The organism is Persicobacter psychrovividus (assembly GCF_036492425.1).
Classification (GTDB): Bacteria; Bacteroidota; Bacteroidia; order Cytophagales; family Cyclobacteriaceae; genus Persicobacter; species Persicobacter psychrovividus.
Genome location: NZ_AP025292.1, coordinates 2,681,138 through 2,706,856, shown reverse-complemented (window position 1 = coordinate 2,706,856; position 25,719 = coordinate 2,681,138). Strand labels below are relative to the sequence as shown.

14 protein-coding genes and 13 tRNA genes are annotated in these 25,719 nt (G+C 45.2%); 12 read left to right on the top strand and 15 right to left on the bottom strand.

What is annotated here, in order from left to right; translation table 11 throughout:
• The 6 genes from AABK40_RS11485 to AABK40_RS11460 all read right to left on the bottom strand — a co-directional run bounded on the left by AABK40_RS11485 (position 1) and on the right by AABK40_RS11460 (position 3,438).
• Positions 1 to 2,718, bottom strand: coding sequence for a TonB-dependent receptor (locus AABK40_RS11485; RefSeq protein WP_332922392.1), 2,718 nt, complete (start codon positions 2,716 to 2,718; stop codon positions 1 to 3).
• 187 nt (positions 2,719 to 2,905) lie between these two features.
• Positions 2,906 to 2,978, bottom strand: a tRNA-Lys gene (locus AABK40_RS11480).
• A 29-nt stretch (positions 2,979 to 3,007) separates the two neighbouring features.
• Positions 3,008 to 3,080 (bottom strand) — tRNA-Lys (locus tag AABK40_RS11475).
• A gap of 30 nt (positions 3,081 to 3,110) precedes the next feature.
• Positions 3,111 to 3,183, bottom strand: a tRNA-Lys gene (locus AABK40_RS11470).
• 30 nt (positions 3,184 to 3,213) lie between these two features.
• Positions 3,214 to 3,286: transfer RNA gene (locus AABK40_RS11465), tRNA-Lys, on the bottom strand.
• Positions 3,287 to 3,365: 79 nt separating this feature from the next.
• Positions 3,366 to 3,438, bottom strand: a tRNA-Lys gene (locus AABK40_RS11460).
• A 150-nt stretch (positions 3,439 to 3,588) separates the two neighbouring features.
• Here AABK40_RS11460 and AABK40_RS11455 point away from each other — a divergent pair.
• Both AABK40_RS11455 and AABK40_RS11450 read left to right on the top strand, forming a co-directional pair.
• Entirely contained in the window at positions 3,589 to 4,311 is a 723-nt protein-coding gene (locus AABK40_RS11455) for an SH3 domain-containing protein (protein ID WP_332922942.1), read from the top strand.
• A 42-nt stretch (positions 4,312 to 4,353) separates the two neighbouring features.
• Positions 4,354 to 4,752 carry a hypothetical protein gene (locus AABK40_RS11450; RefSeq protein ID WP_332922941.1) on the top strand — a complete coding sequence of 133 codons (399 nt, stop codon included), beginning with the start codon at positions 4,354 to 4,356 and terminating at the stop codon, positions 4,750 to 4,752.
• A 241-nt stretch (positions 4,753 to 4,993) separates the two neighbouring features.
• Here AABK40_RS11450 and gcvP read toward each other — a convergent pair whose 3' ends face one another.
• Both gcvP and AABK40_RS11440 read right to left on the bottom strand, forming a co-directional pair.
• Positions 4,994 to 7,897, bottom strand: a complete 2,904-nt coding sequence (gene gcvP, locus AABK40_RS11445) for an aminomethyl-transferring glycine dehydrogenase (protein ID WP_338397125.1) — start codon at positions 7,895 to 7,897, stop codon at positions 4,994 to 4,996.
• A 324-nt stretch (positions 7,898 to 8,221) separates the two neighbouring features.
• The gene (locus tag AABK40_RS11440) at positions 8,222 to 9,703 is read right to left on the bottom strand and encodes a Do family serine endopeptidase (RefSeq protein ID WP_338397124.1); all 1,482 of its coding nucleotides are present in this window, start codon (positions 9,701 to 9,703) and stop codon (positions 8,222 to 8,224) included.
• Positions 9,704 to 10,130: 427 nt separating this feature from the next.
• Between AABK40_RS11440 and AABK40_RS11435 the strand changes: the two genes are divergently transcribed.
• The 8 genes from AABK40_RS11435 (at position 10,131) to AABK40_RS11400 (ending at position 11,002) form a co-directional block, all read left to right on the top strand.
• Positions 10,131 to 10,204, top strand: a tRNA-Asn gene (locus tag AABK40_RS11435).
• 40 nt (positions 10,205 to 10,244) lie between these two features.
• Positions 10,245 to 10,318 (top strand) — tRNA-Asn (locus tag AABK40_RS11430).
• 40 nt (positions 10,319 to 10,358) lie between these two features.
• Positions 10,359 to 10,432: transfer RNA gene (locus AABK40_RS11425), tRNA-Asn, on the top strand.
• 40 nt (positions 10,433 to 10,472) lie between these two features.
• A tRNA-Asn gene (locus tag AABK40_RS11420) sits at positions 10,473 to 10,546 on the top strand.
• 40 nt (positions 10,547 to 10,586) lie between these two features.
• Positions 10,587 to 10,660, top strand: a tRNA-Asn gene (locus AABK40_RS11415).
• A gap of 40 nt (positions 10,661 to 10,700) precedes the next feature.
• A tRNA-Asn gene (locus tag AABK40_RS11410) sits at positions 10,701 to 10,774 on the top strand.
• A 40-nt stretch (positions 10,775 to 10,814) separates the two neighbouring features.
• Positions 10,815 to 10,888: transfer RNA gene (locus AABK40_RS11405), tRNA-Asn, on the top strand.
• Between the two features lie 40 nt (positions 10,889 to 10,928).
• Positions 10,929 to 11,002 (top strand) — tRNA-Asn (locus AABK40_RS11400).
• A gap of 247 nt (positions 11,003 to 11,249) precedes the next feature.
• On the opposite strand, the gene AABK40_RS11395 is transcribed toward AABK40_RS11400, so the two are convergent.
• The 6 genes from AABK40_RS11395 to AABK40_RS11370 form a co-directional block, all read right to left on the bottom strand.
• The gene (locus AABK40_RS11395; protein ID WP_338397123.1) at positions 11,250 to 11,966 is read right to left on the bottom strand and encodes a phosphorylase family protein; all 717 of its coding nucleotides are present in this window, start codon (positions 11,964 to 11,966) and stop codon (positions 11,250 to 11,252) included.
• Between the two features lie 31 nt (positions 11,967 to 11,997).
• Entirely contained in the window at positions 11,998 to 12,825 is an 828-nt protein-coding gene (locus AABK40_RS11390) for an enoyl-CoA hydratase/isomerase family protein (protein WP_338397122.1), read from the bottom strand.
• Between the two features lie 3 nt (positions 12,826 to 12,828).
• Entirely contained in the window at positions 12,829 to 14,802 is a 1,974-nt protein-coding gene (locus AABK40_RS11385) for an acetyl-CoA carboxylase biotin carboxylase subunit (protein WP_338397121.1), read from the bottom strand.
• A gap of 161 nt (positions 14,803 to 14,963) precedes the next feature.
• Positions 14,964 to 16,154: an acyl-CoA dehydrogenase family protein gene (locus tag AABK40_RS11380; protein ID WP_332920114.1), complete on the bottom strand. Its 1,191-nt coding sequence runs from the start codon at positions 16,152 to 16,154 to the stop codon at positions 14,964 to 14,966.
• Positions 16,155 to 16,185: 31 nt separating this feature from the next.
• On the bottom strand, positions 16,186 to 17,769 hold the full coding sequence (locus AABK40_RS11375; protein ID WP_338397120.1) for an acyl-CoA carboxylase subunit beta: 1,584 nt from the start codon (positions 17,767 to 17,769) through the stop codon (positions 16,186 to 16,188).
• A 275-nt stretch (positions 17,770 to 18,044) separates the two neighbouring features.
• A complete protein-coding gene (locus AABK40_RS11370; protein WP_338397119.1) occupies positions 18,045 to 20,768 on the bottom strand; it encodes a 4-alpha-glucanotransferase in 2,724 nt (907 codons plus the stop codon).
• Positions 20,769 to 21,022: 254 nt separating this feature from the next.
• Between AABK40_RS11370 and AABK40_RS11365 the strand changes: the two genes are divergently transcribed.
• Complete coding sequence (locus AABK40_RS11365) at positions 21,023 to 21,652, top strand: NAD(P)H-dependent oxidoreductase (protein ID WP_332920111.1); 630 nt, start codon at positions 21,023 to 21,025, stop codon at positions 21,650 to 21,652.
• A 36-nt stretch (positions 21,653 to 21,688) separates the two neighbouring features.
• Here AABK40_RS11365 and AABK40_RS11360 read toward each other — a convergent pair whose 3' ends face one another.
• Positions 21,689 to 22,045, bottom strand: coding sequence for a hypothetical protein (locus AABK40_RS11360; protein WP_332920110.1), 357 nt, complete (start codon positions 22,043 to 22,045; stop codon positions 21,689 to 21,691).
• Positions 22,046 to 22,926: 881 nt separating this feature from the next.
• Between AABK40_RS11360 and AABK40_RS11355 the strand changes: the two genes are divergently transcribed.
• On the top strand, positions 22,927 to 25,665 hold the full coding sequence (locus AABK40_RS11355) for a hypothetical protein (RefSeq protein ID WP_338397118.1): 2,739 nt from the start codon (positions 22,927 to 22,929) through the stop codon (positions 25,663 to 25,665).
• Positions 25,666 to 25,719: the final 54 nt, after the last annotated feature.

Genomic DNA, 25,719 nt, shown 5'->3' with positions numbered 1-25,719 from the left:
TTAGAATTTCAGATTGATGAAAAAGTTTGGCGTGAAGCCCAGGGTGTTCACTTCCGTTTCGATGAGTTCCCCCTCTACAATGTCGTATTGCTTATACCATACATTATCCCGATTGTAAAGATTGAAGAAGGTAATGCCCACATCAAGGGCAGAACGGCGACTCAGCTTCCATTCATGCGTGATGGAGACATCAAGACGGTGGTAGTCGGGCAGGCGGTATTCATTTTTATCCGACAGAATGGGGTGGTAATCCAGGCTGCCATCCGGCAGGGTGGAGGTGTAACTGCCCAGTACAGCGGTATAGGGTTTGCCTGTTCCGTAGATCCACGAGCCCGCGAAAATCCAGCTGTTCCATTTATAATTCCCCACCATTTTAAATTCATGGGTCTGATCGTGCAGCGCATAGAATGGCTGATCCGTCAGTTCTGGAAAATCATAAACGACCTGGGAGAGGGTGTAGCCCACCCAGCCCGTGAAATTCCCTGCCTTTTTCTGAAGCAACAATTCCATTCCCTGTGTGTAGCCCGTTCCCTGATAGAAATTCTCCTCGCCAATATCGATCGATCCGCCTGGTCGGCCTGAATTTGCAGGACCTGCGGAACTGTATTCTGAAAGGCCATCAATGGTTTTATAAAAAAGCTCGGCATCCAGTACCAAATTATTCCATTCATGGGTAAGGCCCAAAAGGTAATGGGTCGATTGCCCCACAGGGAGATGGTCGCCGTCGGCAATCAGCCAGAATTCCCGTGGGCGGTCGTCAATATTGTCTCTGGTAATGCGACTGCTGAATTGATAGTAATTGCCCACAGCACCTTTAAGGTGGGTGTTCGGGGCGATCTTCAGCCGGGCAGAGAGCCGTGCGGAAGAATAAAACTGATCAGTAATATCGTAGTAGGTTGTTCTCAGCCCTCCTGTCAGGCTAAGGGCACTGCCAATCTTCCATTCATCCTGTAGGTAGAAAGCAAAAGTATTCCCCTGAAGCTGATGGTCGGCATAGGTGGTGTCCTGATTGTACCATTCGTATTGCGCACGGTTAAAATCGATTTGTGAACCCATTTTTAACTGATGTCGGTCACTGAGGTTATAATCAAAATCCCATTGCAGGCGCAAATCTTCAATACTGTTGTTTTCAATATCCATTGGAGGCTCTTCCTCGTTTCGTCCCACATTGGCACTGCGTTCGCGGTTGTTGAAGTACTGCGAATAGCTCAAATTCAGGGAAGAAAATAAGCGGTGATTCCACTGGCGGTTCCATTGCATATTACTGCCGATGTTTCCCCAGTAGTTTTCATCAATTGCTGAAATATCGACGGACTCGGTTCCTGGCCTCGAAATACTGAAGGAACGGGAGTTGTCCATATTATCTTTCCCCTGATAGTAGCTAAAAGAAAGCTGATCTTTCTCCCCCAACTGGTGACTCACTTTGGCATTTAAATCCCAGAAATACAAGGAAGGCTGAGATTGCACACGACCACCGCCGCCACCACCACCAGGCCGTCCGCCTCCTGGTCCACCACCCGGAGGAGTTGGCGCAACGGTATTGCCATTGTCGTAAACATCATTGATATTATTGAACAAAGAGGACTGAAATGAACGTCGGAAGGCAATAAGGGCACTGCCTTTTCCATTGTTGATCGGCCCATCGAGTAAAGCACTTGCACTGAGTCCACTCAGGTTGACATTCCCCTGCCAGTATTCAGCATTTCCTTTCTTTCCAGTGATATCCACGACAGAGGACATTTTGCCGCCATAAGGAACACCAAAGCCGCCTTTGTAAACCTGAACATCCTTCAGGGCCTGTGTATTGAAAGCCGAAAAGAAGCCATAAAGGTGATCGACATGGAAAATAGGGATGTGATCCAGTAAGATCAGGTTTTGATCTGGCGTTCCTCCGCGCACATAAAGCCCACTACTTGTTTCGTTGGTGCCGCTAATACCTGGCAGAAGCTGAAGCGATCGGAAAATATCCTTCTCGCCCAACGACGGAAGCCCCCGTAACTGTGCTGGGGAAATTGCCATTCGGCCAGGCTCGCCAGAGAGCTTCATAATCTGGTTTTCTTTGAAATCGGAAATCACCACCTGCTCAAGTTCCATGGCATCGTTCTCCATCAGGATGGTCACATGATTATTTTTGATGCGCTCGGGGGTGAGTTTGTAATTGACCGTCTGGTAGCCGAGGTATTTCACCAAAAGTGTTACCGTGTCCGAAGCAACATTTTTGAGGTTGAACAAGCCCTCGAGGTTGGTTGTGCTGCTCACCTTGCCCGTACCATAAGCAAATTGTATGGTTGCATAGGGCAGGGGCTCCCCCGTTACGAAGTCCTTGACGGTACCCAATAAGGAGAAATTGCTTCGTGTGGCGTCTATCTGATCCAGGGCATTAATCTTCACATCTGTTTTCCTGATGACCAGCGTGCGGTCTGCCATCAGTTTATAATGGAAGTCAGTCCCTTCAAATAAATCATCCAAAACCTCCTTGATGGGTGCTTTTCGATAGAATTTCATATCCGTAAGTTCGTCGGAGAAAATCTTCTCAGGGCCATCTTTACGAAGGTTTTTATGAACGATAAGGTGCTGGAGAATTTGGTTTTTTGTTCGTCCCAGGTAATTGTGGGTAACTTTTATCTTTTGATCGATCGGTGTTTTCTGGGCAAACCCCATTATAGGGATCAATAGGCTGAGGCACGAAAAAGTGGCCAATGTTAAAAAGCGATACATATATTGATAGTGTGGTTGAATTTGGACTCAAAACTATCGGAATGCTTTCAAGGGAGTGAAATTTTTCAACCAACGTTCGCCGAAAGCCTATCAACGGCGCATTTGTGGAGGTGCTTCTTTTGCGGAAGGGAGGAATGTAACCCGTTTGTAAACAAAAAAAGCCGATCAAAAAGATCGACTTTCAATGTGATTCGGCTGGGGTTCGAACCCAGGACCCTCTCCTTAAAAGGGAGATGCTCTACCAGCTGAGCTACCGAATCGTGTGTGTTAACACGGATTTATTAGGTTGTGATTCGGCTGGGGTTCGAACCCAGGACCCTCTCCTTAAAAGGGAGATGCTCTACCAGCTGAGCTACCGAATCGTGCGTTGTTACGCAAGTATTATTTTGGAGTGATTCGGCTGGGGTTCGAACCCAGGACCCTCTCCTTAAAAGGGAGATGCTCTACCAGCTGAGCTACCGAATCGTGCGTTATTACGCAAGTATTATTTTGGAGTGATTCGGCTGGGGTTCGAACCCAGGACCCTCTCCTTAAAAGGGAGATGCTCTACCAGCTGAGCTACCGAATCAATTATTGGTCTGAAATATGACTAAAGAGAGGCAGAAAAAGTTATGCCAATCTGTGATCTTTACAGAAATTTATTTCTGTGATTCGGCTGGGGTTCGAACCCAGGACCCTCTCCTTAAAAGGGAGATGCTCTACCAGCTGAGCTACCGAATCTGAGATGAAAAATAGAAAGCAATAAAAAATCCGAGGCTTATTTCGGATTCTGAGATCAATACATCATATTTGAAGCAGTGATCGTTTTGTTTCGATCTTTCCGTAATTGGAATGCAAATGTAGTAGGTTAGTCTTTAAACGCAAAGTTTGGTGAAGAAAATTATTTTGTTTTTGACAGTTTTTTTTGGTGTGTTTTCGCAATCGTTTGGAAAACAATCGGATAATGAACAGTTAGCAAAAGCGGACAGTTTGTTCGCTCAGAAGCACTACACGGAGTCTTTTGAATTATATCAAGAATTAGTTTTTGATAAGCAATTAGTGAGTAATTCAATGTTATTGAAAATGGCGTTCATCAAAGAGGGGATGAAGGATTATGGGGCGACGATGTATTTTCTGAATAAATATTATGATCGGACACTCGATCAGGGGGTATTGAAAAAAATGGACACTTTAGCCAAGAATGCACAGCTTCAGGGTTATGAATTTGGCGATCGTGCTTATTTTTCAAACTTATATCAACAATATTATGACTTATTTAATGTCTTAATTTTCTTGATATTATCCTTATTGTTGGCGGGGTTTTTGTACTACAACAATAAATCAGTAACGGCGAAGTGGTCATTTGTTGCGGCTTCCTGGGCACTGATTCTCTTTTGGGGCCTTGAGCTCAACATTAAAGTTGATGGCCACCGTGCCATTGTATCTTTTCCGAAAACGGCCATGCTTGATGCCCCTTCAGCAGGTGGGGATGTAGTCGGGATGATTGGTGCAGGCCACCGTGTAGAGGTTGTTGGGCATCAGGATGTGTGGACGAAAATTTTGTGGGAAGGGAAAGCGGTTTATGTGAAAGATCATAACCTTCAATTGCTGTAATTCAGCGTATAATAAGCATCATCAATCTAAAAAAATACGACCATGAAAAAACACCTCTTCCTAAGTCTTGTGCTTTGCCTGTTGGCAGCCGTTACTTTCGGGCAAAACCGCAGAGCAACGCAGGCGCAATCGTATCTTGTTCAGAAAACATGGAAAATAGTTCGAGTGGACGGCCGTGTAGATGACCGCTTCCAGATGGGAGAAAAGATCAATTTTCATCATGATGGCAAATTTTACATCGAGAGTGTTAATGATCCTTATTCGCACGGTACCTGGGTACTTGATGGCAAATATCTGGTGCTGCAATATCAGGATGCCGAGCATCACGCGACAATGTCTGAGCGTATGCAGGTGAAGAAAATTAAGGCAGATCAGCTGGTGCTTAAGACGTACAAGCTGAAAGAAAAGGGATGGGAAAAGCATACGCTTTACCTGCGCTAAACAACCGCAGAGCCATTGAGTTAAGGCCTGAAAAAATACAGTGGGTGTTTAAAACTTGAAATCTGTGCGGGAAATTTGGCGATGCTATTGTTGAAAATTTATTCAGCATCAATTTCCAGTAGTCTGAATTTTCCGAAGGATGATCAATTTTTAAACGCGTGCTCAACAATCTAAGCAAAAGAAAAGCCTGAAGAACCATGTTGTCCTTCAGGCTTTTTTTAGTGATTCGCAATTTTATTTTTTAAGCTTCTGCCTCTGCATATTCACTTACAGGGATGCAGGAACACATCAAATTACGGTCGCCAAAAGCGTTGTCAATTCTTCTGACAGAAGGCCATATTTTAGCTTCCTTAAGGTATGGCAGTGGGTAGCCCGCCTTCTCGCGGCTGTATGGCATCTCCCAGTTGTCATTCAATACCAGGGCCTGCGTATGTGGTGCGTTTTTCAGCACGTTATTTTCCGCCTCGGCTTTTCCGTCTTCAATTTCTTTTACCTCCTGACGAATCGCCACCATAGCATCGCAGAAACGATCCAGTTCTTCCAAAGATTCAGACTCCGTAGGCTCGATCATCAGTGTGCCTGCAACAGGGAAAGAAACCGTTGGTGCATGGAAACCATAATCAATCAGTCGCTTGGCGATATCCTCAACTTCAATGCCGATTGTTTTAAACTGACGACAATCAAGGATCAGTTCATGGGCATTGCGGCCATTAGCGCCAACATACAATACCGGGAAATGGTCTTTTAATCTGGACTGAATGTAATTGGCATTCAGAATGGCCAATTTAGTAGCGTTCGTTAAGCCCTCGCTGCCCATCATGGCAATGTAAGCATAAGAAATCGCCAATACACCAGCCGAGCCCCAAGGTGCAGAAGAGATGGCTGTAATGGCTTTCTCGCCACCTGCAAGATCCGTTAATGGGCTTCCAGGAAGGAAAGGTACCAATTGTTCAGCAACACAGATTGGGCCAATGCCTGGTCCGCCACCACCATGAGGAATGGCAAAAGTTTTATGAAGGTTCAGGTGGCAAACATCCGCACCGATATTGGCAGGGGAGGTTAAGCCCACTTGTGCGTTCATGTTGGCACCATCCATGTAAACCTGTCCGCCATTCTCATGAATGATGTTACAGATTTCAATGATTGATTCTTCATAAACCCCGTGCGTAGAAGGGTAAGTAACCATCAGTGCTGAAAGGTTTTCCTTATTCGCTTCCGCTTTTTCACGCAAATCCGCTACGTCGATATTACCCGCATCATCACATTTCACCAAAACGATCTTCATTCCTGCCAAAGCAGCTGAGGCAGGGTTGGTGCCGTGTGCAGAAGTAGGGATGATACAGATATTTCGGTGGTGATCGCCACGGTCTTCGTGATAGGCCTTAATGACCATCAGTCCTGCGAATTCACCCTGTGCGCCAGAGTTGGGCTGAAGGGAGGTGCCTGCAAAGCCTGTGATTTCATTCAGCCAGCCTTCGAGGTTTCGGAAAATCTCAAAATAACCTTCTGTTTGGTTGGCAGGCGCAAAAGGGTGAATGCTTGCCAGCGATGGCCAGGTGATCGGAATCATCTCTGCGGTAGCATTCAGCTTCATGGTGCAGGAGCCCAGCGAAATCATCGAGTGGGCAAGAGAAATATCTTTATTTTCAAGGCGCTTCATATAGCGAAGCAATTCGTGTTCTGAGCGGTAAGCATGGAACACCGGGTGTGTCATGTACTCAGAGCTGCGCTTGAACTGATCAGCCCAGGAGATTTCCAGCTGATCGGCGGCAGCGGTCAGGTCGAAGGATTTCACATCGGCCTGTGCAGCTTCAGCAAAAATAGTCAGGATATCCTGAACGTCTTCAAGCGCTGTGGTCTGGTTAACGGCAATGCCGATGAAATTTTCGGCATAGCGGAAGTTGATGCCCGCCTTTTCAGCCAGGGTGCGTACAGTCGCTATTTGCGCAGCAGTGGCTTCAATTTTGATGGTATCGAAATAGGCGCCATTCAATTGCTTAAAGCCGAAAGCTTCTACCCCTTTTGCAATCAGCTGAGTGTGTCCGTGTACGTTGGTGGCGATGGTCTTAATGCCTTCAGGTCCGTGATAAACGCCATACATTCCCGCAATAACGGCCAATAAAACCTGTGCGGTGCAAATGTTGGAAGTTGCACGCTCTCTTTTGATATGTTGCTCGCGGGTTTGTAAGGCCATGCGGTAGGCTTTGTTGCCGTCGCGGTCTTGCGATACCCCAATAATTCGGCCTGGAATCTGGCGCTTGTAGGCTTCTTTTGTCGCAAAGAAAGCGGCGTGTGGGCCACCAAAGCCTAATGGTACACCAAATCTTTGGGTTGTTCCAACCACTACGTCGGCACCCCATTCACCCGGAGGGGTAAGTAGTGCCATAGCGAGTAAGTCCACCGCAACGGCAACGTTAATGTCGTTGGCTTTTGCTTTCTCAGCCACAGCAGGGTATCCGAGGATGTCCCCTTCACTGTTAGGGTATTGTAACAGGATTCCGAAAAATGATTCATCAGTAGCATCAAATTCAGCCACATCTCCAGTTACCAGTTCAATACCGATAGGCGTTGCGCGGGTGTTCAGGATTGACTGTGTTTGTGGCAAGGTATGCTGATCTACGAAGAACTTGAAGGCGGCCTTCTTTTTCTTTCCTTTGCGGGTTGCGAAAAGCATCGACATGGCTTCAGCGGCGGCAGTTCCTTCATCAAGTAAGGAGGCGTTGGCCAGCTCCATACCTGTCAGGTCGGTTACCATGGTCTGGAAATTGATCAAAGCCTCCAGACGGCCCTGGGCGATTTCTGCCTGATATGGCGTATAGGCCGTGTACCAGCCTGGGTTCTCCAGGATGTTACGCTGAATTACGCCTGGTGTAATGGTATCGTGATAACCCAATCCAATCATCGAGCGGAATACCTGGTTTTTATCAGCAATACTTTTAAAGCTTTTTAGAAAGCCGTGCTCGGTTTGTGCGGCAGGCAATTGTAGGGGTTGCTTCAGTCGAATGGCCGCAGGGATGGTCTGATCTATCAGTTCATCCACGCTGTCCACGCCAATTTTCGTCAGCATTTTTTGTGTTCTTACTTCTCGAGAGCCATTGTGGCGGCGCTCAAAACGATCTGCCTCGGTTAATCGAATCTTCGTCATTAGTTCTGTTGTAAGTATAGTATATAAAAGCTAAAAAAGTGTTCCACCCCAAAGGTTTGAAATTGGGGTTTCGGGTTATCTTTTTTCTGCATGGCAAGCCATTGATATAGCGAACCAATTGTGCAGGCAAAAATAATTAAATTTCAGATTGTTCAATTTAGAATGGTAAAAAAAACGACGCATATGTCATTTTTTTTCATGATCAAAATCTCGAAACGCTTGAATGGAGTCTAAAAAGGCCTGTTTTGTCTCGAAATATAAAAAAATAGGCCTGAGTAAACGATTACTCAGGCCTAAAAAATGAAGAATTTATATTGAGGCGATTTACCAGCCTAAAGCGTAGTAAACAGGATCACCTTCTTCGTACTTCCCTTCAATGAGGATACCGCCTTTTTTCGACGAAAGCACACGGCTCAGGTCTTCGGTATTGTGAATCGGGCGTTTATCGATTTGGGTAATGGTGAAACCTTCGCGGAGACCAGCATCTTTGAATTTCCCTGCTTTAAGTTCCATGATCTTGGCACCGCCTTTAACCTCGAGAGCTTCTTTGTCTTTTGGGGTCAGGTTGGCAAAAGTTGCGCCTTCGATTTTTGTCGAGCCTGCATATTTTACCGCAGTGGTTTCGCCCATCATGTTCTTGAGGGTAACCGTTGTTGTTTTGCGTTTGCTGCCACGTTTGAAGGTAACTTTTACTTTGTCGCCAGGACGGTGGCGTGCAATGGATTCTTGCAAGCCCGCAACGGTATTGGTTGGACTGTCGTCAATTTTCAAAATCACATCGCCTTCTTCCAAGCCTGCATCGTCTGCCGATGAGTTTTCGTTTACTCCCGCTACAAATACGCCTTGTACTTCATCCAAGTCTTTTTCTTTGGCCAAATCAGCGTTTACTTCACGAATTGCAACCCCGAGCAATGCACGCTGTACAATACCGAATTCTTTGAGATCCATGGCTACCTTTTTAACCAGTGAAGCAGGGACAGCAAATGAATAACCCGCATACGATCCTGTTGGTGAGGCAATGGCTGTGTTAATGCCAATCAGCTCTCCTTTAAGATTGACCAATGCGCCGCCTGAGTTGCCCGGGTTTACCGCAGCATCCGTCTGAATGAAAGACTCAATACCATACTGGCTTCTGTTGATATTGATGTTTCGACCTTTGGCGGAGATGATCCCCGCAGTTACGGTAGAATTCAGTTCAAATGGATTTCCTACAGCGAGTACCCACTGCCCAACCTTGATGCCATCGGAATCACCGAATTTTACAAATGGGAAGTCGTCGCCATCGCCATCAATTTTGATGACCGCCAAATCTGTTGCAGGATCGGTACCAATGACTTTCGCTTCGTAGCTCTTGTTATTATTCAACACCACTTTTACGTCGCTTGCTTTGTCGATCACGTGGTTGTTGGTCACAATATAACCATCTTTAGAGATGATGACCCCTGAGCCTGAAGCCTGACCTGATCGGGGCTGTTGGCGGCGAGGCTCGAAGCCGAACTGTCGAAGCCATTCCTCCATTTGTTCGCTGCGTTGTCCGCCGTAGTTTGAGCTTTCTGTAATCGTTGATTTAATGTGTACTACACAAGGGGTGGTGGCTTCAGCAGCCATCACGAAGTTCAGTCCTTCGGGAACCGAGGCGTCCGTCTGGGATAAGTAGTTTGTTAATTTGGTGTGCTGTTGAATAGCGTCGTTTTGGGGAGTGGCAGCTTCTTGTTGTGGCGCTACCAGTTGAAATCCTCCAACGGCGATGATTGCGCCTAATAATGAGGCCGCGAATAATGCAAGAAATAACTTTCGATTACTCATGGATATATTATATTTCTGTGAATAGATTCTTATTACAGTTGAAATAACGGCAAAGCTCGCGCCATAGCAAAATACAATCGGAAACCTTAACATTATTTAACAACAGCAGCCGAAAAGGGCTTCGGGCTGTCAGTGGCGTGGCTTGGGGTTGTCATAAATTACGACAGGCTGACCTTATTCGTCCGACAGATTTTCATGATTTCCTCAAGGGAGTACACCATGTTGGTCAGATTTGTTAATAGGAGTACTTTGCGGACGGAAAAAAATCAGTCAGTAAAAAAATTGAAAATGAGCCTATTGGTTCCTGAAGGATGATTTGATGAAAAAAATTTTGTGGGCATACTTGCATAATTAAAGACGATAGTGCACCTTTGCAATCCGTTAAGCAAAGCAGATCGCTAAATTATTGCCTGACGTAATGAAACACTCCTAAGTAGCTCAGTTGGTTAGAGCATCTGACTGTTAATCAGAGGGTCGTTGGTTCGAGCCCAACCTTGGGAGCAAAGGTAAAAACGCCTTGGACGTTGAGTCTGAAGAATATTCCTAAGTAGCTCAGTTGGTTAGAGCATCTGACTGTTAATCAGAGGGTCGTTGGTTCGAGCCCAACCTTGGGAGCAAAGGTAAAAACACCTTGGACGTTAAGTCTGAAGAATATTCCTAAGTAGCTCAGTTGGTTAGAGCATCTGACTGTTAATCAGAGGGTCGTTGGTTCGAGCCCAACCTTGGGAGCAAAGGTAAAAACGCCTTGGATGTTGAGTCTGAAGAATATTCCTAAGTAGCTCAGTTGGTTAGAGCATCTGACTGTTAATCAGAGGGTCGTTGGTTCGAGCCCAACCTTGGGAGCAAAGGTAAAAACGCCTTGGACGTTAAGTCTGAAGAATATTCCTAAGTAGCTCAGTTGGTTAGAGCATCTGACTGTTAATCAGAGGGTCGTTGGTTCGAGCCCAACCTTGGGAGCAAAGGTAAAAACGCCTTGGACGTTAAGTCTGAAGAATATTCCTAAGTAGCTCAGTTGGTTAGAGCATCTGACTGTTAATCAGAGGGGCGTTGGTTCGAGCCCAACCTTGGGAGCAAAGGTAAAAACGCCTTGGACGTTAAGTCTGAAGAATATTCCTAAGTAGCTCAGTTGGTTAGAGCATCTGACTGTTAATCAGAGGGTCGTTGGTTCGAGCCCAACCTTGGGAGCAAAGGTAAAAACGCCTTGGATGTTAGGTCTGAAGAATATTCCTAAGTAGCTCAGTTGGTTAGAGCATCTGACTGTTAATCAGAGGGTCGTTGGTTCGAGCCCAACCTTGGGAGCAAAAAAAGCCGGTCGTAATGATCGGCTTTTTTTTGGTCTATACTGAAGTAGGCAAGGTTATTTAGTCAAGCATGCTGTCCTGTGGAGACGTTATTTTTAACGTCTAATGCAACGTTCTTATCAGTTCAAGCGTCCCGATTGGATTGATTTCATATAAATACTTTGATCCAAGCGGGACGCTTGAACCAAAGTGGTCTAAAATAAAAAAAGACGTCCTTCCGAACGTCTCTACATTATAATGTCCTTTTATTTTTCGGTACTCAGTGCATCAATCACCTGCAAAACCTTTTCTTTCAATGCTTCAGATGATTTTTTCAGGTTGATCAAAAATTCGTCCGCAGGTAACATGCCGCCATCGACTAAATCGGTTACAGACTTAATGCCCAGATAAGGCATATCGAGCAATTCACAAATATAGGCGATTCCTCCAGCCTCCATTTCTTTGACGACTACCTCCTGTTTTTCCAGAATCGCATAATCGGTATCACACATATCGAGTGAATTTCCCGTGCTGATGGTCGCATAATCCATTTTCAGCTTATTGGCGAGGGTGTCGTCTGTCCAGCAGCGATAATTTCCGATGCCGTATTCCTCCATGCCTGGAATAGAAATCCGGCGGTCGTGGTGCATCACATTATTTGCCCAGTAAACTTTGGCAATCTCGCTGCCTTTACTTTTGAAAGCACCACAGGTTCCAGCGTTGATGATCAGGTCGGGCTGAAGTTGATTAATAGCTGTGAGCGTCGCAACGGCGGCAGGGGTCGTGCCAATACTGTCGATATTAAATCGAGGATCAATGCCATTGACGACCACAAATACCTCAGAATCGTTGACCTTCCCCTGATAGGTGTCCATGGGAAGCTTTGAGTGAAGTTTCTCAACAGGCTGAAGTTTTAATTGCTCGCGTATGGGTTTGGCTTCGGCGTGCATGGCCATCACCAGAACTATTCTTTTAAAGTGCATAGAAGTGATATTTTTTGCAAGCTAACAAAAACTACTCACCTTGCCATACAGGGGGGCGTTTCTCCCGAAAAGCCGTTAAGCCTTCCTGTGCGTCCTTGGTTTTAATCAGTTCCTGAAGTTGCTCCAAAAGATAGGAATGCTGCGCGACTGGCGAGAGGTTGAGCATTTCATCATAAGCCTTGAGCCCGCGTTGAACAGCCAGCGGAGCGACCTGTTTGAGCTGCTGAAAAAGTTTGTCAAGGTAAGGCCGCAGGTCTTCAGGAGGGAGCACTTTCGTAATGAGTCCCCACCGTTCTGCTTCCTGTGCTGAAATCATTTCCGCGCGCATACACCAATCGAGCAGAATTCGCTTTGGAACAATAGGCGCAAGGGAAGCCATGACCTGCATTGGCCAGATGCCTCGCTTGGCTTCAGGGAGACTGAGCTCCACATTTTCCAGACAGACCACGTGGGAGCAGCCTGCCAAAATAAGGAATGCACCAGCATACACATTCCCCTCTACAATTGCGATGCATGGTTTATGCAACTTCATGAAAGCATCACCAAGTTTTACTGGTTTTTTGGGCTCGGGAATGGTCGACCCCTTGATGTCAACAGGCAGTCCTGCGAAAGCCTTGAGGTCGGCGCCTGCTGAAAAAGTATCGCCTTTTGCGCTGATCGTAACGCCCCATATTTCGGGATTGTAGTGTGCATGGTTGAGCGCAAAAGCAATTTCATTCATCATTTGCGGCGGCATGGCATTTTTCTTTTCAGGCCTGTTGAGGGTAATGTTCAGGAAGTGGTCATCACCTTCAACTGATAAAAAACCAAATTGGTATTGTTGTAAGTTTTCCGCCTGATGTTGTGGATAAGCAAGCATAGGTTATGATTTAATGGTCAGAAAAACTTTATCAGATTCTACCATATCATCAGCCTTTACAAAGACCTCCTCAATGATGCCCTCCGAATGTGCGTAAATTGTATTTTCCATTTTCATGGAACTCAGCACCAGTAAGGGATCACCAGTTTTGATCTCATCACCTGCCTTTACCATTACCTTAATGATCTGGCCAGGCATCGGAGAGGTGTAAGCGTCATCACTTTTGCTGGCTTGCGATGTGGGGTAGCGGGGTACAGTATCAACCTTAACCGTTCCTTCTGTGGGGGTGTATATAAAGTAGCCTGTTTTTGATGGAAATATCTGCCACTTTCTGATCGTTCCATTAATTTGAATAATCCAACTGTCGCCGGCCTGTTTGATGATTTCAGTGGTGAATTGCTTATCATTGAATTCGCATTCCAATGTATCCGTTTTAGTGCGCTTATAGGCAATGTTGGTCGATGACCCTGCTATTTTGTACGTTATTTGTTGCAACATAGAAAGGTTGTTGCGCCACCCACTGGGGATATGGCGGAAATAAGGCTGTTTTTTACTTCTTTCGAGCCATTCGTAAATCAGCGTAACGCATAAAGCTTCCTCCGTAAGGGTGGTGGAGGGCTGACTTTCAACTTGGTATTTTACCAAAAATTGGGTGTCGAATTCACCAGACTGAAATACCTCATGCCGCATAATCCCTTTCAGGAAATCAATATTATTATTGACGCCAATCAGGGCGGTTTGCTCCAATGTGTAATGCATGAGGCGCAGGTTTTCAGCCCTTGTGGCACTGTGTGTAATGACCTTGGCAATCATTGGGTCGTAATAAATACTGACCTCCGAACCAGTCTCCACACCTGCATCAACCCGTACCTGTGGGTGCTGATGATAATCGAATTTTAGGATTTTTCCTGTTTGTGGCAGGAAGTTGTTTGAAGGGTCTTCGGCATAAACCCGCACCTCAAGGGCATGCCCCTGCTGCGGGATTTCGGCTTGCTCCATTGGTAGTTTCTCCCCCTGTGCAATTCTGATCTGCCATTCCACCAGATCGAGGCCAGTGATCATTTCCGTAACAGGGTGTTCCACCTGCAATCGGGTGTTGACCTCCAGGAAATAAAAGGAATTGTCTTCCGCAAAAAGAAATTCTACGGTGCCTGCATTGTCATAATTCAAGGCTTCGGCAGCCTTCACCGCAACACCACCCATGCGGGCGCGGGTAACTTCATTGAGGGCGGGAGAGGGGCTTTCTTCAATAATTTTTTGGTGGCGCCGCTGAATGGAGCAATCACGCTCATAAAGATGAATTGCCTGCCCATGCTGATCTCCAAAGATTTGAAATTCGATATGCCTGCTGGAGGCAAAATATTTTTCGAGGAGCATCAGGTCGTTGCCAAAAGCGGATTTAGCCTCCCGTTTGGCGGCATCAAAAGCATCAGACATTTCTTCTTCACTATTAACCACACGCATCCCTTTTCCTCCTCCTCCCGCTGTTGCTTTCAGTAAAACTGGATAGCCAATTTCTCGCGCTTCACGGATAAATGCTTCCAGCGATTGGTCATCTCCATTGTAGCCAGGAACCACAGGCACGCCATTTTCTGCCATAAGTTGTTTGGCTGTTTTTTTGTCGCCCATCAGTCGTATTGCTTCAGCATTGGGCCCGATGAACGTGATGCCTGCCGCTTCACATTTTGCGGCAAAGTCTGTGTTTTCCGAGAGGAAGCCGAAGCCAGGATGAATGGCCTGTGCGTTCGTTTTTTGTGCTGCCTCGATAATCAGTTCCTGACGGAGGTAGGATTCGTCGGGCCGATTACCGCCGAGGGCTACAGCCTCTTTGGCTTCATATACAAAGGCCTCATGTTTGTCCGCTTCAGAAAACACCGCCACCGTATTGATGCCGAGCCTGTGGCAGGTACGAATAATTCTGCGGGCAATTTCCCCACGGTTGGCAATCAGTATTTTATTGAAAGATTTAGGGTTCATAATTTGGTGGTGTTGGGTAAGGGGTTGATTTTTTAGTATGCTGTTAGATGCCAGGTACAAAGTGACGTGAATTATTCGGTACGCTGATCATTGGTCACCTTTTACCATCTTCATTTGGGTTTTATTGAAAATGGTTACACATCCTGAGTATGCGTAGCGCCCTATGTAGTGGACATTTTCCCGCTTCTTGAGGCGACAAATTGCTTTTCGTGTTTAATGCGATCAATTTCAAATTTACTGATGATCTCATACATGATCTCCGACGAGCCTGCACCAATTGAAAACAGTCGGGTATCGCGCCAGGCGCGGGCCACACCATAAGTCTCCACATAGCCATTTCCCCCATGGGCTTGAATGGCCTGATTGATAATTTCCATGGCGGTTTCGGCAGTATAGACTTTCGACATCGTAATGACTTCCGTAGCCTTTGGCCCGATATCCATAAATGCCAGCAAAGCGCGGTCGGTCATGGCGTGGCAGGATTCGAGCTGGGTGGCCATTTTGGCAATTTTATGGCGCATAACCTGCAATTTGCTAAGGGTGCTGCCAAAGGCTTTTCGGTCACGGACATACTTGACGGCCTCGTCATAGGCATACTGAGCGGTGTGGGTAGCCATAACCGACATCAGTAAACGCTCTTCCTGAATATTGTTCATCAGGTAATAAAATCCTTTGTTGATCTCGCCGATAACATTCTCTTTGGGCACTTTTACATTGTCAAAAAACACCTGTGCGGTATCCGAAGTATGCCAGCCGAGTTTTTTATCAATAGGGGAGCAACTGACGCCCTCCCAATGGTTTTCAACAATCAGCAGGGTCATTTTGTGCCCTTCTCCTGTGCGGGTAACCACCACCATAAAATCACCGATGTTGGCATTGGTAATAAAGATTTTTGAACCGTTCAGGATAAAGTGGTCGCCTGCATCTTCTCCGAAAGTGGATATGCCCTTGACGTCGGAGCCTGCACCAGGTTCGGTGATGGCCAAAGAGGCGATCATGTCTCCCTGAATCGCTGGGCGCAGGTATTTGTCCTTTTGCTCGTCTGTACCCATGGCATTCAGCAGTGGCAACGGCAGGAAGGTGTGTGCGTAATAGGAGCCCGTGAAGCCACCAATATTGGCATAGGATAGTTCTGCCATTACGATCTCAGAGGCCAGAAAGTCCATGCCGCTGCCCCCGACCTCTTCAGGGAAGTTTGCGCCAATAAAGCCCAGCTCCCCCATTTTTTTGAAAAGATGTTTGGGGCATTCCTCCTGGTCTTCCCACTGTTGCAGGTTTGGCGTAATTTCTTTTTCTATAAACTGTCTGAGGGAATCTCTCAGTAACTGATGTTCTTCATGGTATTTTTTCATAGGGGGAATTGTTGTTTGTCAAGGGTAGAATTTACATGCGGAAGATGCCAAAGTTTCGGCTGCTTTCGATGGTTTGCAGGTGAATCACCTCCAGGCACATGCTGAGGTATATTCGGGTGTCAGAGGGTTGAATTACGCCATCGTCCCAAAGGTGTCCTGAGGAGTAATATGGCGTTGATTTTCGCTCGATGTCGTCAACAAGGGCTTGTTTATCGGCCGCAAGCTGTTGCTCATCCACCACCTTGCCACCCCCGCGCCTGATGATGTCCATCACACCGGCGAGCTGTTCACCACCCATCACAGAGATTTTGGCATTGGGGTAAGTGAACAGAAATCGGGGTTTGTACATACGGCCCATCATGGCGTAATTTCCAGCACCATAAGAGGCGCCAGTCATGATGGTGATGGCGGGGACTTCGCTGTTGGAAACCGCATTGATCAGCTTGGCACCATGCTTAATGATCCCTTCCTGTTCATATTTTTTTCCTACCATAAAACCAGTAATGTTCTGAAAGAAGACAATAGGGACGGCATTCATATTGCACAACTGAATGAAATGCGCTCCTTTATTGGCTGCATCGCTGAACAGTACGCCATTGTTGGCAATAATTCCGACCCTGAACCCATTGATGTGTGCATAGCCGGTGATCAGGGTGGGGCCGAATTCAGCTTTGAATTCATGGAAGGCAGAGCCATCGACCACTCTTGCGATAATTTCGCGGGCGTCGAAAGGTTGCTTAATATCGGGGGGGAGGATGCCGTGAATTTCCTCCGCAGCATATAACGGCGGCTTTACTTCCTGACGGGGGTTATTGCTTTGGGCGGGTTCATAAAAGGCCATAATCTCCCGGGCTTTCCTGATGCCATCGAGCTCATCATCGGCGAGATAATCGGATACTCCACTGATTTTGCTATGCATGCTCGCGCCACCAAGTTCTTCGGCAACCGCATCCTCATTCGTGGCCATTTTTACCAGTGGAGGACCGGCAAGGAATACCTGCGCCTGATCTTTCACGAAAATCGCATAATCTGACATGCCAGGGATATACGCCCCACCAGCGGTGCTGCTGCCGAAAACCACCGAAATAGTGGGGGCACCAAGCTTGGATCGTTTGGTGATTTCCCGGAACATGGTGCCAGCATTGTTAAAGATGTTTTCCTGTTCTGGTAAATTGACGCCAGCGGATTCCACGAGGTTAATTACCGGTAGGTGATTTTCATAAGCAATCTCCGCAATGCGCTGATGTTTCTGCACGGTGGCATGATCTATGGCGCCCCCTTTTTTGGTACCTATATTGGAGGCAATCAGGCATATTTTACCACTGACCAGCCCAATGCCAGCCACCAGGGTTCCGCAGGGTCCGAAGCCATCGCGACCAATACCTGCAAGGGGGAGCAACTCAAGAAAGGGGGAGTCCTGATCCAGCAAAAGCTCAATTCTTTCGCGCGAGAGGTATTTGCCCTGATTTCGGGCTTTTTGGAGGTGTTTCTCAGGCCCTTCAAATCGGGCTTCGTGTAAATGCTGCGCCAAAGTATTCAGCAATTCCTCCATATTGGAAAGGTTTCGCTGATAACCTTCCGATTGGGGGATGATATTGGAGTGGATAGGTTGCATTCAGGTTCTTTAGTTGGTGGTTGACATTTTATTTCAGGTGAACAATCGCCACAGGATAATACAAAGAGTTTCCTGTTGTTGAACGTTTTGTAGATGCTGTGGTTTTGGTAAATCTTTTGATGTCAATATATAATATAATAAAAAATACACGGTAATGGTGTGTTTTCCTACTGAAAAGTGATGGGTTGTTTGGGGAGTTTCCTGAAGTTTTGGCGCAAAAAAAAGCACTGAAGAAATCAATTTCAGTGCTTTTGTCAGTGTATTGTTTTGGGCTTTTATCTACCGCAATTTTGAATCATTTGCTTTACATGCTCATTAAATTCGGTTTCCTTCATCAGGTCCTCGAGGTTGAGGTGGAAACGGTATTTCCACTGATGATTCGGATTGGCCGGCACGTTGATCTGTTCGCTCTTCGCGTCCTGCTTTCTGAGGTCGGCATTCATGGCCACTAAATCCTGAATGGGGAAAATTGCCCACATTGCAGGCGACCACAAGTGCTGATTGACCATCTCTTCAGCAAGCCAGGTTTCACAGTAATACGGTGCGCCGCCATGGTGGCCAAGCATATGGTTGAAAAAGGCCTGTGTTTGGTCTGGATCTTCTTCCCACCATCCTCTAATGGTGGACATATCATGACATGAAGGGGTAACCACCGATAAATATGGTGCGTGCGCCGGATGTCCAAATTCCACCTTCGGATTTTTTGGCATACGCTGAATTTCAAGGCTCAGCATGCCCAGTTCGTCCATTACGGGCGGAACGCAATCAGGAACCATCCCTAAATCTTCTCCGCAGATCAGCATATTGGTGGCCTCTTTTAGTGCAGGAAGCTTGACCATGGCCTGTGTTCTCCAGAAGTCCTCCTGGCGGTGGTAAAAGAAATCAATATACATTTCGTTGAGCTTTGCCCTGCTGTATTCATCAAGCTCCTGGTAAGAGCGGGTTTGATGCATGGCAATCCTTGGGCTGAAATGCTCGTGGTTGGTTTTGGGAATTTCCACCAAAACAACATTGGCAATCAGTCCAAAAAGCCCCAGCTTAATTTGCTCACGGTAGGCCTGCTCATCGTTGGTCAGGCTTTCGTCGTGGGCAAGAAACTCTTCCACCTTTCTCTGGGTGTCGAATTCGGGCTTCATTTCGAAACAGCCTTGCTGATACTCGTTCAGATACTGCGCCTTGACTGCCGCTGTGTCTTCCCCGAAAATTTCATGAAGGAAATGTTCGCGGATGTAAGGTTTCACCAGTCGGTCATAATCAAAATGGATCTGCCTGTCGTAGAACTCCTGTTTGGTGATTGGCAAACAAGGGTTGAAGTACCCCAAGATTCCCTGAACGGCATCCCAGGGAATCTCCCAGATACGGAAGAATCCAAGAATATGATCAATACGGAAAGCATCAAAATAGGTGCCCATGTTGGTCATTCGGCTTTTCCACCAAGAGAAGCCGTCTTTAGCCATTTCCTCCCAGTTATAGGTAGGGAAACCCCAGTTTTGCCCATTTACAGCAAAAGCATCGGGTGGCGCGCCTGCCTGGCAGTCCATACGATAGAGAGAAGGGTTCATCCATGCATCAACCGAGTAGCGGTAAATTCCGATGGGAATATCTCCTTTAAGCACAATTCCTTTCTTCCTTGCGTAGTCTGCGGCATCAAGGAGTTGCAGGTGTAAATGATACTGAATGAAATAGTGAATGGCGATTTCATCGTAGTGTTGTGAGCTTGGTTTGACCAGTTCATCAATCACTTTTTCATCGAAAGTAGCATAAGCTCCCCACTGCTTGAAATCAGGGGTTCGGTATAAATCCCGAAGGAAAGAGAAAGCAGCATAAGCCTTGATCCAGTGAGCGTTTTCTTTCAGGAATTGCTGTGCTTTTTTGTCCTTGAAGAATTGCTCTTTGGTTTCGCCGTAAATCATTTTGATGTAACGGCTTTTGGTGCGCATCACATCGTTGTATTCGACGGTTTCCGACTCATTGAGCTTGTCGCGGACTTCAGCAATAATCTTGCGGGTGGTTTTTGATGCCAGCTGACCCAAGTGTTCCATATTCAGGTACATGGGATGGAGCGCAAATACCGATATGGCCGAATAAGGATAAGAATCTTTCCAGTTATGGTTGGCAACGGTGTCGTTGATCGGCAAAATCTGTATCAGCTTGATATTGACTTTTTCAGACCAGTCGGCGAGGAGCTTCAGGTCATTGAATTCACCCACCCCCATGCCACTTTTGCTTCTCAGGGAAAATACAGGAATGGCCACGCCAGCCCCTTTCCAGTTCGCAAATGGGTAGCTGATGGCTTCATCAGTAATAACCTGAACGGTTTTCTCTTCGGTAATATCAGCCCTGAGGACACGATTGAAATCCCTGGATTCCCAGGCCACAATGTCTTTTTTCTCAATATTGTAAAAGCCGTATTTGTATTCCAGCGGCAACGCAATGGAATTCAGCGCAACATCCACAGACCATAGGGCTTCATCGTTACAAGTCATCAGTAATGCCTCCTGATGCGACCAGTTGCCCAATGCTGAGGAGCTTCCGAGCAAGCAAAGTTGATGACCTTCAGGAACACGCGCTGCCTGAATCTGAAAGCGAAACAGGTTTTCAGATTTTTTCAGGGTAATGCGTTTTTTCTTTCCTGCCGCAGCGGGTTTTGGCAAAAGGGCATTCTGAAAGGCGGTGGTGAAAAAGGTGTTCTCCTCGCGGCTTTTTGGTCGCCAGGCATCTTTTAGAAGGTAGCTGTTTTTGCTTTTTTCCAGCTTCAGGTACCGACTTCCCCATTCTTTATCGATTTCAGTGGCGGGGTTACTGGCAACAAAATAAAAGTAATTAAAATCGGCTGTTGTTGAAGGAAGTTCGACGGTTGCCTGCCAGTGTTCATTGGCTATAATGTTCAGGGGAAGCGCCTGTGCAGGAAGGCCATTCCCTAACTCAGGAATGGTACCGCAAACATACACTTGCTGACCCCATTGGGTGTGATAATCAATATTGAATTGGATTTTCATCTTTTCAAAATACAATCGTGGATATTATTTTTGCCTTAAGGTGTGAAAAAATAGGCTTATTTATTCATTATTCTCATAATTTAGACATAAATATCATTCTTCAATCTTAGATCGAAAAGATTTATATCGAATCTTTATGCAAATGTTTGCGCTTTCTTGCAGGGCTGTGGATCTTGTTCGTTAAACAGATGATATACGATATCAAGACGTTTAAAAACGATACCTATTTTTGAGAACTCATAGCATTAAATAATATGGATATTTTAGATCAGCTTCAGTGGAGGTATGCCACCAAAAAATTTGACAGTGCACGAAAACTTGAAGAATCACAATTGAGGCGGATTTTAGAGGGCGTGCGCTGGTCGGCTTCTTCGCTGGGTTTACAGGCATGGAAGATTGTGGTGGTGGAGACTGAATCTTTGCGCGAGGAGATCAAAACGCACTCCTGGAATCAGTCGCAGGTAACGGATGCTTCCCACCTTTTGATTCTTTGTCGGCAGGAAGAAGTGGAGGCCACAGATGTAGAAGAGATGGTGGACTTAATGGCCAATACGCGATCAGTGAGCACGGATTCCCTGACGGGGTACGCAAACATGATCCATGGTTATTTGAAAGGGTTAAGCGCCGAGCAGCAGGCCGTTTGGTTGGATCATCAGGTTTATCTGGCTTTGGGTAATTTGCTGACGGTTTGTGCGGCGGAAGGCGTTGATGCCTGCCCGATAGAAGGTTTTGCACCTGCGGAAATTGATCGGATTCTCGATCTTCCAGCGGAGGGTTTGCGAAGCACTGTAATGTGCCCGATTGGTTTTAGAGATGAAAGTGATGAGCTGGCACAGCAGGCGAAAGTCAGGAAACCGCTGAGTACCATCATTATCAGAAAGTAAGCATTATGGTGCGATTGGTCGCCGGACTTATTTCATTTATTGGAGGTCGATCAATGAATGCACCAAAAGATTGATATTGCTGCGATTAAAGAGGAGCTCTTCCTCTTTTTCGGCAGTAATGATGACCAAATTTTTTAATGGGTAGGTGTCTTGCTTCAGCAAACCACCAAAATACCTCACCACCCTGGTTTTGTAACCCAGTTCATCACCTTTAGAGAGGTCAATGGTGGTGTGTGCCCCGCAGCTTCGGTTGGTCATGTCCACGGTAAGGGTTTGGCCATCCTGTGAAATAATCACCTGGGCTTTGGATTGTGAATGCTGAATAGGAATTTGAGCAAAAGCCTGAGAAGAAAGACTGCCGATAATCAGTAGAAGTAAAAGAAGCGTTTTCATTGTCGTTAAGTTTAAGTACACTTCTTTCAATACTATATCAGTGCCAAAAGTATAATCTTCAATTTTGAGCTGTATAGGCTATTTTTAAAATTTTTGAGGGCTTGGAGGTGTTCGGTTTAGGGGCGGAAGTGTCCGTTAGCGAACAGTGTCGGCTTGTTTTTTTGTCGCTAACCCATTGATCATTAGTTGTTACGCGTGGGGTTGCGTGTCCTGCCCGATTAGCATTGTAAGCTTGCGAAAACATCAGGATTTGATGAGTGAAATGAGTGGAGATAAGTAATTCAATTGAATTATTTTTGTGTTTGATGGGTGTTTTTTTGATTTATTTCAAGTGATTGTTTACATGGTTTCAGGTAATGTTTTTCGTGTTTTTCAATAAATTGAATCGGATTCTTTTTTTCAATCTCTACTGTTTATGCTTTATAATAGAAGGTACAGTAGGGGCTCATAATATGATTTTTTTAACTATTTATTTTTTATTTTATAGTTGAAGAGCTTTGGATTTATGCGGTTGGTTGGATTTTAAACAAAGCAACACCGCTGAACTTTAGGTTTAATTATTGAATTAATTTGAGTATGTAATTTTTGTATAGCCTTTAGTGTTACGCTGAAGTGAGGAGGTTGGTGCAGCTTTTTGTTGATTGGTACACATGTAATATCATCCTGTTTTTCAGTCATTTAAACTTTTTGAAGCTTTAGGATTTTTGAAAATAATCCCTTTTTATTGCATTCAAATAGTATTAATTATCACTTATCGGTAATGATAGTGAGTGTGAAGCGCTCTTCGAGGATGAAAATTGTTTACCTCTTGATCCACAATCTAAAGGTACGCAGGTAGGATAAGTTTGATAATTACAACATTAAACCTTAACTGTACACTTATGATGCGCGATTTTTCAAAATTGATGCTGGGCCTACTTCTTTTAGTAAGTAGCCTAATGATTTCCTGTAAGGATCAGTTCGCTGATGTCAACAGCCCTGATCGGGAACGGGAAGAGTCCCTCCGTATGCCTTTTAATCAAAGAGCTTTTATTCTTAATTCTACTGATAAATCGAGAATCTATGAAATCGAATATAACTTTCAAGGCTTACAAGGTAAAGCAACTCTTAATGATATCGGAGTAGAGCTCCCTAAAGGTGGTCACATGTGTGTTTCTCCGGATAACAAAAGTTTGACAGTCGTGGCCTATAGTGAGGACTTTGAAGGGCGAAGTATCTATATAGTTGACCTTGATACTAAAGATGTAAAGGAAATAAAACTTTTAAATCATGACCCGAATGGTGTTGTGCCAGATAAGGATCATTATGACGAGAACCGCTTCACAGGAAAAATTACTCAGGTGGATATTGATCAAGAAGGTTACCTTTTCCTTGCGGGTAAGGCAGGCTTTTATAGAGTTGTTGCAGATAATGGTAACGGAACAGTTGACCCTACAAAAGTTAATGGTGGTGATATTTGGAATGATAAGGATAAAACGTTGAAGGATGATGACGTGAAAGGACAGGTATGGGCTCATGTGGCAAAATATACTTTAGACAAGAGTAATTTTGTTGAAACACTTGAAGATGGTGAAGATTATTTTGATGAGGTAACCACGCTTTCTCCTAAAAAGGCCAAATTTCTTGGAGGGGATATTCTTTTCACTCAAAACAGTGATGAAACCAATGGTTTCGAACAACAAAGGTTAATTTCTTTTTCTCAGATGCAAGGCAATACGGCCATCGCTCTCGACTTAAAGTGGGATTGGCCAACAATTTCCTTTAATGCAGGTAAATTGTTTGGAGGAAGTGGTAGCGAGTTTCATAAGAAAGCAATGGGGGACAACGGTAAGAAAGTTGAAAGGGTAACAGGTGCTTGCTTAATTGGTGATAACCATGTAATGACCTCTCACCATAAAAACACGGCGCTATTCCTGTGGAACTTACATGGAGAAAAAATTGCCGAAGTAGAAATGGAAGGTGGTTTTATAGATGATGGAAAGGGGCATAACTGGGGAGACATGGCATCGACTCAGTCTTTCGATCATTTGGCAGGAGAAACTACTGATGGTTCAAATAAAGAAATTTTTGGTGATAGAAAGGAAGATTGGTACCACGGAGCTGAGAAAGGTCATCAGTACGCAGAAATTAAGCTTTTTAGAGCAGGGAATCTACCAAATAAATCAGCCTATGATGTTGCTGATTTAGATGATAATGGTGGTGTCCCTGCAGAAACAAGAGGTAACGCAGCCAATGCAGATATTGCTGATTATCGTAAGAATGGTAACCGATTTGTATCTTTAGGAAAAACTTCTGGAGATAAAATGGGCGTTGCTTTGCTTAAATTTGCAACCCCTGTAAAAGTAGCCAATGGAGTGCTACAGGTGGTAGAAACTTCACACAATAAGGCTGCAGAGTATGATAGCAAGGGTGATGCAAATGATGCCTATCATGAAAATGCCACAGTTTATGTGTCGACCTCAACACAAAGGTATTATGATGGAACCTTTGATGCAAACACCGTGTGGGTTGAAGTAGGCAATGCGCATATTTCTAATAATGAGTTTTCTTTATCTGGTGTTGCTGAACTAAATGCAGATGATGAAATTTCTTGGGTGAAAATTGTAAGTGCTGAATCCAAATCAGGTAAAGATGGTTTTGATATTAATTTTGTGGCCGCTTATGAGGAGCCTATCATTTTGCCTGCGTCAGAGACTGGCTTAGCTTGCGATATCACTGCTTATGATTTTATCCACCCTTCTAAAGAAATGTTCCTTGACGGTGTAGATGCTTTCCAAATACCTTCAGCAGATCAACTTGAGGAGTTTCAGATTTTTGGAAGTATCGGTGATTCTAAAGTAGAGTTTGACGGTATAACATTGCAAGAAAATGGTCGAAAAGATCCATTGGCAATAGGATTGGCGGTATTCAAAATAGATGGAAGGTTACATGGTTACGAGATTTTGAATAACTGTAAGGTAAGAGGGCTTTCAAGTCAAAGTTGGGGAGAAGGAGGTACAAATATGGCTGATCAATCTTTGCTTGCGATGCCTAAAGGACCTACAAACCCATCGTATTTGGGTGTTACTGATGGCAGCTTATATGGAAGAGGCCTTGGGGTGGCAGGACACTCATTTGAGTTTGTTTCCTTTGATGGTACAGATATCATAGGAACGATTTCAAAAGATGGATCTTGTCAGAAGTTTGTTCTGGGGACAAACTCAAAATATGGCAGACGAGTAGATGGTGGTTTTAGATATTCAACGATGAAAGTTGATCCTGTAAATACACTGATTATCCCACAATTATCAGCATGTGGTGTCGTAGGTGAATCTGTTGATGCTACTAAGTACCTATGGTGTGGATCAGCACTTGATGGACTTGCTGTGTCTGCTATGCAGGGGACAGATGTTTATCAGTTAAAGAATGGTACAGGCGAAGCGCAGACTTTCACGATTGGAATCTATGGAGGTCCTTCTATTGAAACCATTGTGCCGGCAAACTCATGGTTCTTGGTGAAGGGAGTTGCTGGCGGAACAATCAATGTTCGTAAAGCTGTTTCTGCATCAGGTACTGAATGGAGTAAAGGAGGAACAGCGAGTTTAGGAGCTACAGTGGGCACTTGCCCTTCTGCAAGTTAAAAAAGGAAGCAATTACAATTCATATATTTTTGAAACACTGCTTCTGTGGTGGGG